This is a genomic window from Paraburkholderia sp. EG286A (assembly GCF_040965375.1).
GTDB lineage: Bacteria > Pseudomonadota > Gammaproteobacteria > Burkholderiales > Burkholderiaceae > Paraburkholderia.
Window position 1 is genome coordinate 798,918 of record NZ_JBFRCB010000004.1, and the last position, 16,788, is coordinate 815,705.

The window sequence follows — 16,788 nt, forward strand, 5'->3', positions numbered from 1 at the left end:
CGATCACTATACGTCACAACGCCATTCGACCCCGCGAGGGTCGGTCATTCGACCGATGCCGCAAAAACGAGGCGAGTGCGATCCTTTGCACCGTTGTCACGAACTGTTCAGGAGTTGCCATGGCTGATCGACACGCAGATATCACGCTCACTCGCGAAGCGAGCTGGCTCAAGCAGTATTACTTTGTGCGGACCGCGTTTTCCGTCGCCTGGGTCGCACTGGCATTCTCGCTCGGGCAGCATTCGCCGGCCAGAATCGCGGCGCTGCTCGTCGTCTATCCGGCGTGGGATGCCGTGGCCAACTATCTCGACATGCTGCGCAGCGGCGGGGCGGAGGAAAACCGTACGCAGGTCGTCAACGTCGGCATCAGCATCTTGACGACGGTCGCCGTGATGGTGGCGTTGAAGCTGGGCGCGCACGGGGTGCTGGGCGTGTTTGGCGTGTGGGCCATCCTTGCAGGGTTGCTTCAGCTCGGCACCGCCGTGCGTCGCTGGAAACGCTTCGGCGCGCAATGGGCGATGATACTAAGCGGTGCTCAATCGGCATTGGCAGGGGTGTTTTTCATCGTGCAGGGCGGCGCGCCTCTGGCCTCTGCGATCGAAAAAGTGGCGGGCTATGCAGCGGTCGGCGCCGTCTACTTTCTGATCTCTGCCTTGTGGCTTTCGGCTGGCCAGCTGCGCAGCAAGATGGCCAGAACGTCTTGATGCGCCGGCGCAGCTGGCGTGTTGCCTGAATAGATCATCGGTGCGTTCTCCTCATTTTCTCGGGCTCTCACTGGGCGGAATTGTCGGCCAATGGCTGGGCGTGCATGCGCCGCACCGGATCGACCGGTCACGACGAACCGGCATGGGCTTGGGGGTTCGTAGGGCGCCGTGCAAGAAGCGGATATGCGGGAGTCGCTTGCGCGCATCGTGCGGCCGACGCTGGTGATTGCGGGCGAGCACGATACGGTCACGGCGGCGAGCTACAGCGTGCAGATGGCGGAAGCGATTGCGGGCGCGCGGCTGCTGATGCTGCCGGCGGTGCACCGCTCCAACATCGAGTTTCCCAAGCGGTTCAACGACGAAGTCGTGCGCTTTCTGCGCGCGCCGAGCTGACGCTGGTCGCGCGTGCAGCGAGCATGGCGGCTAGAGATCCAGCGTCACGCCGCCCGCTGCCGGATGCCCGACGCAGATCAGCGCGTACCCCGGCTCGACGCCGAACTCCGGCGCTTCGTCGTATTCCACGCTGCCATCGAGCACGCGCGTGGCGCAGGTTCCGCACATGCCGGAGCGGCAGCTCGACACTGCGTCGGTGCCGCAGCGCTCGGCGGTATCGAGCAGCGAGCCTTGCTGCGGCTGCCATTGCACCGTTTTCGCCGTGCGGGCGAAGGTCACCGGTCTGACTGTCGTTGCCTCGCTCGCCACGGGCGCGTGATCAGGCGCACGCTTCAGGCTCGATGGCCCGAACGCCTCGAAGCGGATCCGCTCGTCCGCAATATTCAGCGCGCGCAGCCCGTGGTACAGATCGCGCATGAACGCTTCGGGGCCGCACAGATAGAAGTCGTAGTCGTCGAACGGCAGGAAGCGACGCAACGCATCGATGTTCACGCGGCCCGCGAGCCGGTCTTCATCGGGCGAGTCGTGCTGCGCGGCGCTGTCGTACAGATGCACTGAGACGTTCGGATGCGCGCGTTCGATCTCCCGCAGCGCCGCTGCGAACGGCCTTTCGTGCTCGCCGCGCGTCCCATGGAACACGTGGATGCGGCGTTGCGGTTCGAGCGTGAGTGCCGCGTCGAGCATCGCCAGCATCGGCGTGATGCCAATGCCTGCCGCCGCCAGCACGATCGCGCGCGGGCTGCGTGCATCGAGCGTGAACGAGCCGCGCGGCGCCAGCGTGTCGATCAGCGCGCCGATGCGTGCGTGTTCATGCAGCCAGCGCGACGCCGCGCCGTCGCGCTTCACGCTGATCCGGTAGCGCGCCGGATGCGCGGCATCGTGCGCCGCGGAGAGCGTATAGGTGCGCATGAGCGGCTTGTCCGAGCCAGGCATGGCGATGCGCAGCGGAAGGTACTGTCCCGCTTCGAACGGGGCGAGTGGTTCGCCGTCCACCGCTTCGAAATGGAACGAGCGGATCGTCGGAGACTCGTCGCGCACCTCGGCGACGCGTAGCGTGCGCCACGGGCGCGTGTCGGCGTTCTTCGGTGCAGCGGCTGGCGAGGATTCCGTCGAAGCCTGCGCGAACTGCGGCGCATAGTCGACCGCCGACCACCGCAACGGCAACGCTTCCCGCACGCGGCGCACTTCTGCCACATGAAAGCGCACCAGCCGCTGTGCCAGCGGGAATTGCGCGATTTCGGGGCCGTCCCAGATCACCTCGGCGCGTACCGCCAGATACAACAGATCGCCGCGCGCAAAGTCGACGAACAGCAACCCCGCGCGCGGATCGCGCAGCAGGTTGCCGATCGTGTTGAAAAACTTGTTGCCGCTGAAGTCGGGCGCGGTCAGCGTGCGCGCGTCGTCGATCCGCACGAAGCCGGGCATGCCGCCGCGATGCGACACGTCGGCGCCGCCCGCCGCTCCCGCTGCATCGTCGAGATTGGCGGTGGCGATGAAAAATACGTCGGCGCGCGCGATCAGCGCGCAATCTTCGTCCGAGAGTGCCTGCGCATGTTCGACCGTGGCGTGCGCCGGCGCATCGCCGACGAATGCCGGTTCACGTCCATTGATGTACTTCGCGCAGTTGCCGAAACTCTGCTCGACGGCAAGCGTCACCACGCCGTCATCGACCGCTTCGATTACGCCGTTCACGCGGTTGCGCCGCCGCGTATGCGGCTGGATGCCGAGCCCGCCGATACGCGCGCCCGGCACCCAGCTCCCTTCGAGGGGATCGCCCGGCAGCGCGCCGCCGTCGATGCGCAGCGTGCGGCTGTCCGGCGTCGACACGAAGCCCGCCGTGTTCGCACGCAGCGTCGCCCAGGGCTGACCGTTTGCGTCGACGCCGCCGAACACCATGAACGGCAGCATCGCGAAGAATGCGCGATGCTGGTCCGGCATGTAGTCGCGGATGCCGCGCGAGCCGTTTTCGAGCGCAACGTCGGCGACGCCCGCGCGCAATTGGGCTTCGCGCTCGCCGTCGTGAAACGGCCCGGCGGCGCGGTACGGATTCAGTTCGGGGAGCGCGGTCATGACGGTCTCGATCTAGCGGCGCGCAAGTGGGGTTCAGGCGGCGAGCAGGCCCGCTTTCGTCGATGGCATCGGCACGAAGCCCGGCAACGCGGCCACGCGGTCGAGCCATGCGCGCAGATGCGGATACGGCTCCAGCGACACGCCGCCTTCCGGTGCATGCGCGATGTAGGTATGCGCGGCAATATCGGCGATGGTCACGTGCTCGCCCGCGGCGAACGGCTTGTGCGCGAGTTCGGCATCGAGCAGTGGGAGCAGCGTTTGCGCGATTTGCTGGGCACGCGCCAGATCGAGATCGCGCTTGAATACATGGACTAGGCGTGCGGCGCACGGGCCGAACGCGATCGGACCGGCTGCGAGCGACAACCAGCGTTGCACGGCAGCCGCACCCAGCGGGTCGTCGGACAGCCACGACGGATCGCCGTAACGCTTCGCCAGATAGACGAGAATCGCGTTCGAATCGAACAACACCGTGTCGCCGTCGACGATGGTCGGGACCTGGCCGAAGGGATTGAGCTTCAAATACTCGGGCTGGCGGTGTTCGCCTGCGGCGAGATCCACCGGCACGATCTCGAACGGCAGGTCCAGCATGGACAGGAACAGCCGGACGCGGTGTCCGTGGCCGGATAGCAGCATGGTGTACAAGCGGATCGGCGTGGCGGGACGGGCAGCGGGCATCGCATTCTCCATAACGAAAGCGCCTCGGGATGAAGCGTCAGTGAGCGTTCAGAATAGGCAATGGCTGCGCGCGCGAGAAGACTGCTAAGCTTGCATTCATTTTCTATCGAAAGTGGACAATCGCCGATGACCGACGTACGCGACGTGAATCTGAACCGGCTGGCGGTGTTCGTCGCCGTGGTCGAAGCGGGCTCGCTGACCGCCGCGGCCGAGCGGCTCGGCATCGCCAAGACGATGGTCAGCGCGCACATGCAGCGCCTCGAACGCGAGATCGGCGCGAGCCTGATCACGCGCACCACGCGTCAGCTCTCCGTGACCGACGCAGGCCGTGCGTTCTACGACGCCAGCTGCCGTATCCTGCAGATGACGGAAGAGGCGCTCGCGGCCGTCTCGGACGAGGCCACGCCCGCGCGCGGCGCGCTGCGGGTGAGCGCGCCTGTCGACTACGGCGCGCAGATCGTCGCGCCCGCGCTCGTCGATCTGCGCGCCGTCTATCCGGAACTCGACATCGAACTGGTTTGCGCCGATCACTACGTCGACCTGATCGGCGAGGGGATCGATCTGGCCGTGCGGCTCGGCAATCTGCCGGACTCGAACTACCGCACGGTGAAACTCGGCAGCTACGTGCGCTGGCTGGTCGCGAGCCCCGCGTTCGTTGCGCGGCACGGCATGCCGAGGTCGCTGAACGCATTGGCGTCCTTGCCGCATATCGCGATGAGCGTGCTGCGGCATCCGTCGACGCTCGAGTTGACGCGCGAAGCCGGGCGCCTCGCGACGGGCCGCGTCAGCCACGACAAAGCCGTGCGCCGCGTGCGCTGCGTGAATGCGCTGAGCGTGAACACGGCGACGTCCGCGCGCGCGGCGGTCCTCGCGGGTGGTGGCTTCGCCGCGCTGACCGACTTCTCGACCCGCGCGGATCTTGCGTCCGGCGCGCTGGTCCGCTTGCTGCCCGAATGGTCCGGGGTGCCTTTGAGTGTGCAGGCCGTGTTCGCGCCGACGAACTACCCGTCGGGCAAGGTGCGCGCCGTCATCGAGGCGTTGAAGGCGAGGATCGCGAACCGTGCCGCGTAAGCGTCGCTGGCACGCTTCCGTGCGTGACGTTGAACATGCGTCGCGAGATCAGCCTGGCGGCAAAAAACGATCCTCGACGAAGAACCGCCGGCGCGCCTCTTCGTCCGATGGCGTCTCCGGGCCGAGCCCGGGAAGATCGGGCGCGCGATCGGGCTCCATGGCGAAACACGGCAGGATGCGGGCGCGGCGCTCGTCGGCGCTCGCGCCGCGTTCGTACAGGAGCTGGGTGAGCCAGTCCAGTACGCGGTGCAGGGCGCCGTAATAGCGGTCGTGCTCGAAGGCGTACGCGTGCGCGGCGGCTTCCCAGTCATCGTTGGCGAGCAGACGGTCAAGCAGCACCCTGACGTCACGCAGCGTCAACGACAGCCCGCATCCCCATGACGGGTCGCTGGCCGCCGCTGCATCGCCGATCAGCACCACGCTGCCGATGCAGGGATGCTCGACCCAGATGTCCGCGCCGGGATACGCCGCGAGCGGGCCAACGACACTCGCGCGTTCGAACCAGTCGCGCGGCACGCCCGTGTCGACGCAGGCGTCGAGGAACTCGCGGACATGCCCGCTGCCGCTGATGGGGTGCGCGCGCTGCCCGACCCACGAGACGAAGTACGACCGGAACCGCTGCTGCCCGATCGGAAAGATCAATGCGGCCTGTCCCAACGCGGGACACTGGAAGTGGTGGACTGAATCCTCCGGCGTATCGAGCCCCTCGTAGAGCACCCCCGCCACGACCAGCCGCCCGGGATCCTGGTTGAGCGTGAAGCCGGCTAATCTGCGCACCGTCGACCGGCGTCCGTCGGCGCCCACCACGAGCCGCGCTTTCAGCCGATGGGTGCCGCCATCCGTGCGAATCTCGACGACCGGCGGCTTGCCCGGGGCGTCGCCCGGATCGACGCGCACGACCTCGGCGCCGCGCAGCACGATGGCCCCCGAGGATTCGGCCGCGTCGAGCAGCGTGCGCTGCATCGACGGATGATAGAAGTCCAGACACGCGGTGTGCCCGGGGGTGGTCTCCGCGAGGTTGCGGGACTCGGCCGGCACCAGTCCGCTGTAGCGCCGCCAGAACGGGACCACGTGCGCGCCGTCATCGCAGAGCAGCCGGTCGATGCCGAGCGCGCGGGCTTCGACGACACCCCAAGGCATCATGCCCTCGCCGCGCACGCGGTCCCTGAACGCCGTCTCGCGTTCGACGATGAGCGTGCGCACGCCGGCGCCTGCCAGTGCACGGCCAAGCGTTGCGCCGCCGAGACCGCCGCCCGCGATCACGATGTCGTAGCTGCCCTGTGTCATTTGAAAACCTCCACGCCATGGCGGCGAGGCGAACCCGGACGTCAGCAAACTGACGGCGCATGAGGCGCATGAGGCGCGTGAGCGTGCGTGTCGAGAGGCGCGCGGATAGCGCTATTATGCGACTCGCATACGCTGTGGAGGCAAGATTCGATGTTCGGAATGCGAGGCGCCAGAGAAAACAGGCGGTGTCCCGCCAGTGTCGTTACACGCCGAAAGAGCGACGCGCTGTTGCCGTCACGAACGCGGCGGGACACGAAACCAGGTGATTGCCACGATCAGCAGGAATCCTGCATAAGCTGTCGCGAACACCCAGCCGGGCAAGTCGTAGTACAGCAAGTCGCTGACCCAGCGCTGGATGAAGCCCTGCGGCCCGGCGTGCCCGGTACGCAGCCAGTCCTCGAGCACCGTGAGCGGACAGGGGATGTCGAGGACAGCAAGAAGCGCGACGAGCCCTATCGCAAGGAGATGCGTGAGCCGGAACACGCGGTTGCGCACCCAACCGCGCTCGAGCCAGGCGCCCACCCAGATCGCGACCAGGCCGCCGACGATGAAGAGTACGACCAGTGCATGTAGTACGAGAACGGTATTGGCCAGCCAGTCCATGACGATGCTCGCAGTTGCACGCGCCCTGCGTTCTGGCTTTGATGATACGTCTTCAGAGGTCGATAGGCCGGGGAAGGGCTCCCGCGTTTGGCGTCGTCGCGGTTGCCGTGAACGGCGAGTCGAAGGCCGCGTTTTCGACTTCAGGATTCACGAGGTCGTTGTCGCGCCTGGTCTGTTCGGTCCAGATCTGGCTATCGGGAAACCAGAAGGCGTTGTTGCGGGGCGGCACGACGAGCTTCACCCGCAGCGACGGATTGAAGATCTTCGACCACGCCGAGAGATAGGAGGGCGTCTTGATCAAATGGCCGCAGTTTGCGAGTAGCAGGCTTGCGACCAGGGCTTCGCGGCCGATGGCGAGTCCGGGATGTCCGCTGAAGTGCACGGGCTTCTCGCCGCTCGCGAGCAGTGTGGCAGGCGCGACGTTGACGGGCACGGCGAAGCCCCACTTCTGGAAGAAGTCGAGGAAGGCCTGCTCGTCGCTGGAGACGAAGATGTTCGTGAGCCGGTGATCGTCCGCAAGGGTTCTCTCGACCATGCGGCAAAACGCACTCCAGTCGATCGTATGGGCCTCGAACTTTTTGTCCGTGCCGCGAAAATGGACGCCCAGCGTCGAGGCGCCAATCTCGAGCCGCTCGCTGATGCGCGCGACTTCCTGCCGGATCGCTTCGCCTGGCCGAAAGTTCGACAGGAATACCGTACTTGCCCGCGCGAGCCCGAGGCCGGCTTCGTAACGGCGAAAGCCCAGATCGCCGAGATCGCGCACGATCGACGTTCGCAAACCCGCCCTCGCGTCGTTCGGCAGGGCGGACGGTGCGAGGTTTTCAAAGTATTCGGCTAGCCAGTCGATTTTGCCTTGCGCGTCGCCATAGCTGCCGCCGCGCGCCGAAATAACGGGCGTCAAATGCTTTTCGTCGCAGTACAGGAGGATGCACAGGACGATCTGCATGACGGAAAAGAAGCCCGAATTTGCGCGAATCTCTATGACGAAGTGGCCACGGTTGAGGCGCTGCTTCGCATGCAGGCACAGGCGGGCTGGCGTATTGAGCGCGTTCTTGAAGTCTTCGCTGCGTCGCACCTGTCTTGCGAACTCGATAAAGTTTCTGAACATGCCATGTCCCTTCGACCCAGCAAACGGGGAATACCTTTCGGGCAGAGCGCCGCCGCTTCCTGTTCGCAGGCGAGCGGGTCGCTCACGGTAGATTCCGTCGACGGATTCGCGATTGACTGCGTTAGCAACGATTGGGGGATCAGACGTATGTTTTCCGACGATAGCTTGCTCGTCGCGCACGCTTGGGCAGGCTGGTTATTTGGCATCCTAAGCGGTTGAGGCATTCTAGGATGTCATGTTTACGCCTTGATTAACCTGAGGATTAAGTGACATCCCCAATGCCAGTGATCGCTCGCGCGACTAGCCGAACGGCCTGAGCTGCGAATCCGGCACGTCGATGCGCAGATTTTCCATCAGCACCGTTTCGATCGGCTCGCGTGACTCGCCCTCGCTCACGACCTTGATGGGCAGCTCATGGCTCAAATCGAACCATAACTCATAGCGGAACACGCCGCTCACGAAGTGCCCGGGCCGGCACGTCACGATCACATGCGCCGCCTGGTGCGCGCCGATCGTTTCGGCGCCGACGACCTGGGTGTCCCCATGCTCCTGCAGCGCACGGACATTGACCAGCAGCGCGCCGAGATCGGACTCGTCGACGCGATGACCCTGCGGGCTCTGAATCATGTGGTTGTCGGGACTCAGCGTGAGCCTCGGAAACGTGTCGAAACCGAACGGCCAGAGCTTGACCTTGCCCGATTCCGGGTTGAAGGTGAGCGTCGCGCCGCCGTGCGGCCGGATGAAGTCCATCCGGACGAAGCCGGGTTTTCGGTAGCCATAGAGCACCTCGACCGTTTCCGCTCCCGCCGATGTCGATTTCAACGTGACCTGGTAGTTTGCGAGCGCATCGAAGCGTGCCTGTGCGACGGCCACGAAATCCCGGTCTGGGAGCGTCATTGCCCCCTCCTATACTCGAATGTGGAAGATGGGTCATTCTGGAGCACGGCTTCGCACCGCGCAATGCAGGCTTGGCCCTGGCGCGGACAAGGAGGAAACGTACGATGGCGGAATTCCGTCTGACCACCTTGTGGTGCATCGAGGCGCCGGTGCAGCCGGTATGGGACGCGATCCACGATGCGATGAACTGGCCGAGGTGGTGGAAGAACGTCGAAGCGGTACGCGAGTTGCGGGCGGGCGAGACCGACGGGCTCGGTGCCGTGCATCGTTACACGTGGAAAGGCGTGCTGCCTTATCGCGTGATCATCGACGTGCGTGTCACGCGCGTCGCGCCGCTCGTCGCCCTCGAGGGCGAGGCCAGCGGCGCGCTGGAGGGCGTGGGGCGCTGGCAGTTCGCGGCCGACGGCGGCCGCACGGTGGTGCGCTACGATTGGCACGTCAGGACGGCCAGTGCGTGGATGAGCGCGGTCGCACTCGCGCCCCTCGCGCGTCTGGTATTCCGCTGGAATCACGATTCGATCATGCGCGAAGGCGGCCTGGCGCTTGCGCGCCTGCTCGATGCACAGTTGGTCGACTGCAGCGGCAAACCGCGATAAGTGCAACAATCGAATTCGTCAGTGCGCTTGCACACGCATTCTGCAAGATTTCTGCGAGACGGAGGTGTTATGAACAGTCCCCACCGCTTACTTGCCGTGCATGGGAGGCAACATGACTGAGATCGAGAAGGAGCCCGTCGTCGCCGTGCTGAACAAGATCCTCGAATCCGAGCTGGCGGGCGTTGTGCGCTACACGCACTATTCGTTCCTGGTGTTCGGCTTCGGCCGCATTCCGATCGTCTCGTGGCTGCGGCAGCAGGCGGACGAGTCGCTCCTGCATGCGCAGCAGGCTGGCGAATGGATCACGACGCTCGGCGCGTATCCGTCGCTCGCCATCGGTCCGCTGCTCGATTCCCATACCTTCGATATCGGGGCCATCCTGCGCGAATCGCTCGAGGCCGAACAGATCGCGCTCGGTCTTTACCGCGAGCTGCTTTCGCTCGTGGCAGATCGCTCGGTTGCGCTCGAGGAGTACGCGCGCCAGATGATCCAGGTCGAGGAGCTGCACGCGGGCGAGGTCGACAAGATGCTGCGCCGTCCGGGCACGACCGCGACGTCGCCGCAGCAGGACATGGGGCCCGCCTGACTGGCGCTGCGTTTGGTTCGACATGATGCTGACGCTCGCCAACGTATCGAAGCACTATGACGGCACCACGCCGCGCAACGTGCTGCGCGGCGTGAACCTCGAGCTGCGCTCGGGTGAATGCGTCGCAATCATGGGCGAATCGGGCGCCGGAAAATCGACGCTGCTCAATCTCGCGGCCGGGCTCGACCGGCCGGACGCGGGACAGATCGTCTTCGACGGACACGACTTCCGCACACTCGACGACGACGCGGCCACCCTGCAGCGCCGCCAGAAGATGGGCTTCGTGTTCCAGGCGTTCCATGTGCTGCCGAACCTCTCGGCGGCGCAGAACATCGCGCTGCCGCTGCTCCTGAACGGCATGCGGGCGAAAGACGTGCCGGTGCGCGTGTCGTCCGTGCTGCAGGCCGTCGGGCTCGGCGGGCGCGAGCGCGCGCTGCCGCGCGAATTGTCGGGCGGCGAGTTGCAGCGAGTGGCGATCGCGCGCGCGCTCGTGCATCAGCCGCGTCTCGTGCTGGCCGACGAGCCCACCGGCAATCTCGATCACGACACGGCGATGCGCATTCTCGCGCTGCTGCGCGAACTGGCGCAGAAGAACGGCGCGGGCGTGCTGCTCGCGACGCACTCGACCGCCGTGGCGGCTGCCGCCGACCGCGTGCTGCGGCTCACGCCCGCCGGGCTCGAGCCGTACGCGCCCGGCGCCGGCGGCGCGTAGGCGATGCGCTGGTTCGGCGCCGTGGGGTCATCGCGCGACGCTGCTGCATCGCGTTGCCCGGGCGATCGCATGCCCGCTGGCGGCGTCGGCGCGGCGCTCATCGCCGGTGAAATGCGCGCGCATCCGCTGCGCACGCTGATCGGCATTCTAGCGATCGCGGCGGGCGTCGCGATGGGCTACGCCGTGCAGTTGATCAATCGCGCGGCGCTCAACGAGCTGTCGGCCACCGTCAACTCGCTGATGGGCAACGCCGATATCGAATTGCGCGGCCCGCGCGCGGGCTTCGATGAAGCGCTCTACCCGCGCATTGCCCGCTTGCCCGAGGTCGCCGCGGCCAGCCCGGTCGTCGAGGTCGATGCGCGCGTGGCGGGGCGCGACGAGTCGTTGAAGCTGCTCGGCGTCGATGTGTTTCGCGCAGGGTATGTCACGCCGAATCTCGTCGGACGCGTGGAGCTGACCGATCGCACGAATGGCGCGAGCGGCACGCACGGCGCGAACGGCGCGAACGGCGCGCACGGCGCGAACGGCGCGAATGGCGCGAAGGCCACCACGCTCGATCTGCTCGACCCCGACACCGTATTTCTCTCGCCGGCCGCGCTGAGCTGGCTCGCGCTCAAGCCCGGCGATTCGCTCACGGTGCAGGTCGGGCTCGCTTCGGTCGCGCTGCGTGTCGCGGGCGTGTTGCCCGCATCGGGTGATGCGGTGCGCGTCGGCGTGATGGACATCGGTGCCGCGCAATGGCGCTTGCAGCGGCTCGGCACGCTCGAGCGCATCGACATCAAGCTCAAGCCTGGCGTCGATGCCGAAGTGTTCGCGCATTCGCTCGCGTCGCGCCTGCCCGCGGGTGTCGCCGCCGTCACGCCGGGCGACAGCGCCCAGCGCACCTCGATGCTCTCGCGTGCGTATCGCGCGAATCTCAACGTGCTCGCGCTCGTCGCGCTGTTCACGGGGGCGTTCCTCGTCTTCACGATGCAGGCGCTCGCCGTACTGCGGCGCCGTGCGCAGTTTGCGCTGTTGCGCGCAATCGGCGTGACGCAGCGTGGCGTGCTGTGGCTCGTCGTCTCCGAGGGCGCAGTTCTCGGCGTGCTCGGCGCGGCGGCGGGCCTCGCCATCGGCTTCGCGCTCGCGGCCGCCGTGCTGCGCTATGCGGGCGGCGATCTGGGCGGCGGCTATTTCGAAGGGGTGCAGCCGCGCGTGCATTTCGATGCGATGCCCGCGGCGATATTCTTTGCGCTGGGGATGGCTGCGTCGGTGCTCGGCAGTCTCGCGCCGGCGCTCGAAGCCGCGAAGGCGCGACCCGCGCGGGCGCTGAAGGCGGGCGACGAGGAAGCGCCGGCCGCCCGGCTGCGTACGAAGCGCACGGTCACGGCGGCGCTGCTCGCGATTGCGGCCGGGGTCGTCACCGCGCTATTGCCGCCCGTGGCCGGCTTGCCGGTGTTCGGCTATGTTTCCATCGCCCTGTTGTTGCTGGGCGGCGTGCTGGCGATGCCGGCGCTCGCGCGCGCCGTATTCGCCGTGCTGCCGCGCTCGAATCATGCCTTGCCGCAGCTCGTGCTGGCGCAGCTCGCCAATGCCCCCGGCCGCGCGACGATTGGGCTCGCGGGCATCGTCACGAGCTTCAGCCTGATGACGGCGATGGCGATCATGGTGTCGAGTTTTCGCGTGGCGGTCGACGACTGGCTGCAGTTGCTGCTGCCCGCGCCGCTCTATCTGCGCGCTTCGCCGGGCGGCGATAGCGCGTTTCTTTCGCCTGGCGATCAGGCGGTCATCGCCGCCACGCCCGGCATCGCGCGCGCCGAGTTTCTGCGCGCGACGCAAATCTCGCTCGACGCTCGCCTGCCGCCCGTGAGCCTGCTCGCGCGGCCCATCGATGCGCGTAACCCCGCCGCGCGCCTGCCGCTGACGACGGCGCCCCGTGTGCCGCAAGCCGGCGAGCCGCCGCCGGTGTGGATCAGCGAGGCGGCTGCCGATCTGTACGGGATGCACACGGGCCAGCGCATCACGCTGCCGCTGGCGGGCCAGCGCTTGCCGTTCACGGTGGCCGGCGTCTGGCGCGACTATGCGCGCCAGTTCGGCGCCATCGTGATCGACGCGAGCGACTATCGGCGGCTGACTCGCGACACGCGCGTGAGCGATGCCGCCTTATGGCTCGACCCGGGCGTGGCGCCCGCGCAAGCGATCGCACGCTTGCGCGAGAGCGTGCACGGCGGGCAGCGCCTCGAGTTCGCGCAGCCCGGCGAGATCCGCGCGGCGAGCCTGCGGATCTTCGACCGCAGCTTCGCCGTGACGTATCTGCTGGAAGCGGTGGCGGTGATCATCGGTCTGTTCGGCGTCGGCGCGAGCTTCGGGTCGCAGGCGCTTGCCCGCACGCGCGAGTTCGGCATGCTGCGGCATATCGGCGTGACACGTCGGCAGATCGCGGTCATGCTCGCGATGGAGGGCGCGCTCGTTGCGCTGCTCGGCGTGCTTGCCGGTTTGACGCTGGGCCTGAGTCTCGCGATGGTGCTCGTGCATGTCGTCAACCCGCAGTCGTTTCACTGGACGATGAGCGTGCATATGCCGTGGGGTTTGCTGGCCGCGCTGGCTTCTGCGGTCGTCGTGGCCGCTGCGCTCACGGCGCTCCTGAGTTCGCGCGCCGCGATGTCGGTCGATGCAGTGCGCGCCGTGCGCGACGACTGGTGACGCGATGAGACGGCGCATGTTCCTCTTATCGCCGCTCGCCGCGCTGTCGCCAGGCGTTGCATGGGCGCGCATGCCGGACTATCCAGCGGTGACGAGCGGACAGCCGCTCGTGTTCCCGCGCGACTATGGCGCGCATTCGAGCTATCGCACCGAATGGTGGTACGTGACCGGCTGGCTGCAAGCGGATGCCGACACGGCTACCGATGCATCGCTGGGCTTCGAAGCGACCTTCTTCCGCTCGCGCCCCGCGCTCGACGATGCGAACCCGAGCCGCTTCGCGCCGGAGCAACTGCTGTTCGCCAACGTGGCGCTCAGCGATCCGCATGCGGGCAGCCTGCAGCACGACCAGCGCATTGCGCGCCGCGGCTTTGGTCTTGCCGATGCGAGCGAGACGGACACGGCCGTCCACATCGACGACTGGTCGCTCGAGCGCAACGCGGACGGCCGCTACCGCCTGAACATCGCCACGCCTGGCTTTGCGTTCGCCTTCACCTTGGCGCCGACGCAGCCGGTGCTCGTCAACGGCGCGGGCGGGTACAGCCGCAAAGGCCCGCTGCCGGACGAAGCGAGCTACTACTACAGCGTACCGTGGCTGCAAGTCGACGGTGTGCTTAAGCGAGGCGATGATTCGAACGGGAACGCCGCGCACGTGCGAGGGCAGGCGTGGCTCGATCACGAATGGTCGTCGGCGCCGCTCGCGGATGGCGCGGTCGGCTGGGACTGGATCGGCATCAACTTCGATGACGGCGGCGCACTGATGGCCTTGCAGATCCGCGACAAGGCCGGCGGCAAGTTCTGGGCAGGCGGCACGCTGCGCGCCGCCGATGGAACCACACATACGCTGACGCCCGATAGCATTCGCTTCACGCCGCTGCGCCAGTGGCGTTCGCCGCATACCGGCGCACAGTATCCGGTGGCGATGCGCGTCGATGCGCAGGACGTGCATCTGACGCTGGTGCCGCTCATGGACGATCAGGAGTTCGACAGCCGCGCGAGCACCGGCGCGGTGTACTGGGAGGGCGCGGTGACGGCGTTTGCCGCGGACGCGGCGAGCACGGGCAAGGCAAACACCGCTGCGAAACCCACAGGAAAACCGCTAGGACGCGGCTATCTCGAACTCACGGGCTATGTTCAGCGGCTCCAGCTTTAGCGCGATCAACCCAGCTCGAACGACGTCACCCCGAACACGCGATCGATCGCGATCGCGGGCGCGTTTTTCGTGTACATCCGCGCGGTTTCGAACACGCTCGTCATACCGTGCCGTTCCGCCAGCGCGACGGCCGCAGGGTTCGTTTCCGGTACGTCGAGCACTATGACCTCGCCCGGCATGCTCGCCGCCAGCGCGCGCAAGAGGCCCGTGGCAACGTCCGCATCGTCGGCGAAGAGCGGGCCGATCTTGCAGCCCGCCTCGCATCGCCGCACGACGCCATAGCCGGCGACGCGGCCCGCGTCGACCGTTGCGAGCGCGACGGCATCCGGCTGCGCGATCCAGGCGCGGAGGAAACGCTCGCGCGCCGCGGGAAAGCAGGCGCGATCGTAGGCAAGCAACTGCTCGAACGGCACGTCCGCGGCTGGCCCCGCACACGCGCACCCGATGCCGCTCACGCGCCCCTGATAGCGGATGTTGCGGTACGCGAGCCGGAATCCGGACTTGCCGTAGTTCGCCTGTTGGGCGACGACGCCGTCGAGACCAATGTTACGGTCTCCCAGGTAACGCATACCGTGCTGCCAGATCCGCATGCCGAAGCCCTTGCCGCGAAATCCGGGTTTCACGATGTAGAGACCGATGAAGCCAAAGCTGTCGTCGTAGGCAACGGCACACAGGCACGCGACCGGCTCGCCGCGCCAGAGGCCGACGAAGAAACCGTCCGGGTCCGCTTCCCGGAAGCAGCGCGGGTCGTGCCACCCGGGGTTCCAGCCCTCTGCGGCTGCCCATTCGACCGACAGGGCCACCTCGTCGGCCGACATGGTGCGTACGATGAAGTCGCCAGATTGATCCATGACATTCATCCAATGCGCAAGGTCGTGTCGATGCGCGTGCCGCGTTTGATGAAGAGTGTGACTGGCGTTTTTTCGCAGATTTCGGCCAGGCGCGCGCGCTGCGCTTCCTCGAGCGGTCCGCCGACTGCAACGCCGCGGCGGATGTACTGGGTTCCGTCGTGATCCGCATGCAGGCTGACCTCGACGGCGATCGCGGCGGCTGACCAGGTCTTGCGCTGCATGTACATACGCAGCGTGGCGGCCGTGCACGCGGCGAGCCCGGAGAGCACGAACGCGAATGGCGCGGGGCCGCGGTCCTGGCCGCCTTCGTGCGGGCCTTCGTCGCCGGTCAGCGGGTGGCGGCCAGCCTCGATGGCGACGACGTAGTTGGGCGCGTCGGCGGCGAGGCTGGCAGTAGCGGTGGCGAGCGGCATGGGTGTAACTCCTCGGGGTGGTGGGGTCTCGCGTGCGATCACATTGGCGAATCGGGGGGGAGCATAGCTCACTCGATCGGCTTCCACGGCCAGCCCGTCCTCATCGCAGGTGCAGGTGTCGTTCCGCCGTTCCCGTCGTCACGATCGTTCACCCGTGTCGAGGCCTGGGCTGTCTCGTCGAGCTCGAGTCCGAACCAGCTGACCTTCTGCCTGACCCAGGCGGCGTACGCTGCCCAACCTTGCGGATCGTCCGCGAAGAGTTCGCGCTGCACCGTCGAGGCAAGCTCGATGCGATCGAGTTCGGCCTCCAGGAGCGCCCTTGGCCAGCTCGCGTAGGCGCTGGCGGCCCGTTCAAGAAAATCTCTCGCACGCATGCGAGGCGACATCTGCTGCAGAAAGGGCAACGCCTGCAACGAAGGCTCGCGCAACGCAAGATGCGCAACGGGCGAAAAGGGTTGAGTCGCGCCGACGTTGCGCATCGCTTCGAGAACATCTCCACGGTGCAGCAACAGTTCGCGTCGGTCGAATCGGTCGTCCACAATACGTTCCAGGTCATATTCCCCGGCGGTGGCGTACGGCGCGTGCCGGGGGAAGGGTGATGAGGGTAACAGCGGTGCGCATTAGCAAGCCGCAGGCTTGCTCGCACGAGAAGTTTACCGATTCATCGCGCACAGAACGTTTCGAGTTGTATCAGTGAACAGCGAGCCTGTCCCTCAAAGAGGTCAGTCCCCCGGCCGACGAATTCGACCGTGTAATCGCGCGCAGCTCAATGCTTGTGCACCTTTTCCAGTCCTTCGGCGGGTTGCACAGCGTGTTGACCGTCTTTCTCGCTTTCGACCTCGTAATACGGGTCGTCCTTCGACGCGGCGACGGTGTGGCCTTCCAGTTCCGTATCCCTGATGATCCGGCGGACGACCGTACCTGTCGCCATGCCCTCCGGGGTGTTCCACGTGACGCGATCGCCTGTTTTGAGTCGATGGGACATGATTG

The 16,788-nt window shown here is 66.7% G+C and carries 18 protein-coding genes; 8 read left to right on the top strand and 10 right to left on the bottom strand.

Annotated elements, in window-relative coordinates; all coding sequences use genetic code 11:
- The first annotated feature begins 119 nt into the window (after positions 1 to 119).
- Both AB4Y35_RS22520 and AB4Y35_RS22525 read left to right on the top strand, forming a co-directional pair.
- Complete coding sequence (locus tag AB4Y35_RS22520; protein WP_368705985.1) at positions 120 to 704, top strand: DUF308 domain-containing protein; 585 nt, start codon at positions 120 to 122, stop codon at positions 702 to 704.
- A 183-nt stretch (positions 705 to 887) separates the two neighbouring features.
- Positions 888 to 1,097 (top strand): alpha/beta fold hydrolase, encoded by a 210-nt coding sequence (locus tag AB4Y35_RS22525; protein WP_368705986.1) that lies wholly within the window; start codon positions 888 to 890, stop codon positions 1,095 to 1,097.
- A gap of 30 nt (positions 1,098 to 1,127) precedes the next feature.
- Here the strand turns inward: AB4Y35_RS22525 and AB4Y35_RS22530 are convergent, their stop codons facing one another.
- Complete coding sequence (locus AB4Y35_RS22530) at positions 1,128 to 3,167, bottom strand: pyridoxamine 5'-phosphate oxidase family protein (protein ID WP_368705987.1); 2,040 nt, start codon at positions 3,165 to 3,167, stop codon at positions 1,128 to 1,130.
- Positions 3,168 to 3,200: 33 nt separating this feature from the next.
- The gene (locus tag AB4Y35_RS22535; RefSeq protein WP_368705988.1) at positions 3,201 to 3,842 is read right to left on the bottom strand and encodes a glutathione S-transferase family protein; all 642 of its coding nucleotides are present in this window, start codon (positions 3,840 to 3,842) and stop codon (positions 3,201 to 3,203) included.
- A gap of 126 nt (positions 3,843 to 3,968) precedes the next feature.
- Here AB4Y35_RS22535 and AB4Y35_RS22540 point away from each other — a divergent pair, with 126 nt between their 5' ends.
- Positions 3,969 to 4,913, top strand: coding sequence for a LysR family transcriptional regulator (locus tag AB4Y35_RS22540; RefSeq protein ID WP_368705989.1), 945 nt, complete (start codon positions 3,969 to 3,971; stop codon positions 4,911 to 4,913).
- A gap of 48 nt (positions 4,914 to 4,961) precedes the next feature.
- On the opposite strand, the gene AB4Y35_RS22545 is transcribed toward AB4Y35_RS22540, so the two are convergent.
- From AB4Y35_RS22545 to AB4Y35_RS22560, 4 genes are all read right to left on the bottom strand, one after another.
- The gene (locus AB4Y35_RS22545; RefSeq protein WP_368705990.1) at positions 4,962 to 6,200 is read right to left on the bottom strand and encodes an FAD-dependent oxidoreductase; all 1,239 of its coding nucleotides are present in this window, start codon (positions 6,198 to 6,200) and stop codon (positions 4,962 to 4,964) included.
- A gap of 234 nt (positions 6,201 to 6,434) precedes the next feature.
- Positions 6,435 to 6,803 carry a DUF2784 domain-containing protein gene (locus AB4Y35_RS22550; RefSeq protein WP_368687908.1) on the bottom strand — a complete coding sequence of 123 codons (369 nt, stop codon included), beginning with the start codon at positions 6,801 to 6,803 and terminating at the stop codon, positions 6,435 to 6,437.
- Between the two features lie 52 nt (positions 6,804 to 6,855).
- The gene (locus AB4Y35_RS22555; RefSeq protein WP_368705991.1) at positions 6,856 to 7,911 is read right to left on the bottom strand and encodes a hypothetical protein; all 1,056 of its coding nucleotides are present in this window, start codon (positions 7,909 to 7,911) and stop codon (positions 6,856 to 6,858) included.
- 300 nt (positions 7,912 to 8,211) lie between these two features.
- Complete coding sequence (locus AB4Y35_RS22560) at positions 8,212 to 8,808, bottom strand: DUF1571 domain-containing protein (RefSeq protein WP_368705992.1); 597 nt, start codon at positions 8,806 to 8,808, stop codon at positions 8,212 to 8,214.
- A gap of 104 nt (positions 8,809 to 8,912) precedes the next feature.
- On the opposite strand from AB4Y35_RS22560, the gene AB4Y35_RS22565 reads away from it, so the two are divergent.
- From AB4Y35_RS22565 to AB4Y35_RS22585, 5 genes are all read left to right on the top strand, one after another.
- Positions 8,913 to 9,404: an SRPBCC family protein gene (locus tag AB4Y35_RS22565; RefSeq protein ID WP_368705993.1), complete on the top strand. Its 492-nt coding sequence runs from the start codon at positions 8,913 to 8,915 to the stop codon at positions 9,402 to 9,404.
- A 112-nt stretch (positions 9,405 to 9,516) separates the two neighbouring features.
- Complete coding sequence (locus AB4Y35_RS22570) at positions 9,517 to 9,990, top strand: bacterioferritin (protein WP_368687904.1); 474 nt, start codon at positions 9,517 to 9,519, stop codon at positions 9,988 to 9,990.
- Positions 9,991 to 10,015: 25 nt separating this feature from the next.
- A complete protein-coding gene (locus AB4Y35_RS22575; RefSeq protein ID WP_368706138.1) occupies positions 10,016 to 10,702 on the top strand; it encodes an ABC transporter ATP-binding protein in 687 nt (228 codons plus the stop codon).
- 69 nt (positions 10,703 to 10,771) lie between these two features.
- Entirely contained in the window at positions 10,772 to 13,384 is a 2,613-nt protein-coding gene (locus AB4Y35_RS22580) for an FtsX-like permease family protein (protein ID WP_368705994.1), read from the top strand.
- A 16-nt stretch (positions 13,385 to 13,400) separates the two neighbouring features.
- Entirely contained in the window at positions 13,401 to 14,534 is a 1,134-nt protein-coding gene (locus AB4Y35_RS22585) for a lipocalin-like domain-containing protein (protein ID WP_368705995.1), read from the top strand.
- Between the two features lie 5 nt (positions 14,535 to 14,539).
- On the opposite strand, the gene AB4Y35_RS22590 is transcribed toward AB4Y35_RS22585, so the two are convergent.
- The 4 genes from AB4Y35_RS22590 to AB4Y35_RS22605 all read right to left on the bottom strand — a co-directional run bounded on the left by AB4Y35_RS22590 (position 14,540) and on the right by AB4Y35_RS22605 (position 16,783).
- Positions 14,540 to 15,385 (bottom strand): GNAT family N-acetyltransferase, encoded by an 846-nt coding sequence (locus AB4Y35_RS22590; protein ID WP_368705996.1) that lies wholly within the window; start codon positions 15,383 to 15,385, stop codon positions 14,540 to 14,542.
- A gap of 5 nt (positions 15,386 to 15,390) precedes the next feature.
- Positions 15,391 to 15,798 (bottom strand): OsmC family protein, encoded by a 408-nt coding sequence (locus AB4Y35_RS22595; protein ID WP_368705997.1) that lies wholly within the window; start codon positions 15,796 to 15,798, stop codon positions 15,391 to 15,393.
- Positions 15,799 to 15,866: 68 nt separating this feature from the next.
- Positions 15,867 to 16,337: a hypothetical protein gene (locus tag AB4Y35_RS22600; protein ID WP_368705998.1), complete on the bottom strand. Its 471-nt coding sequence runs from the start codon at positions 16,335 to 16,337 to the stop codon at positions 15,867 to 15,869.
- A gap of 227 nt (positions 16,338 to 16,564) precedes the next feature.
- Complete coding sequence (locus AB4Y35_RS22605) at positions 16,565 to 16,783, bottom strand: DUF2945 domain-containing protein (RefSeq protein ID WP_368705999.1); 219 nt, start codon at positions 16,781 to 16,783, stop codon at positions 16,565 to 16,567.
- Between the last annotated feature and the right edge of the window lie 5 nt (positions 16,784 to 16,788).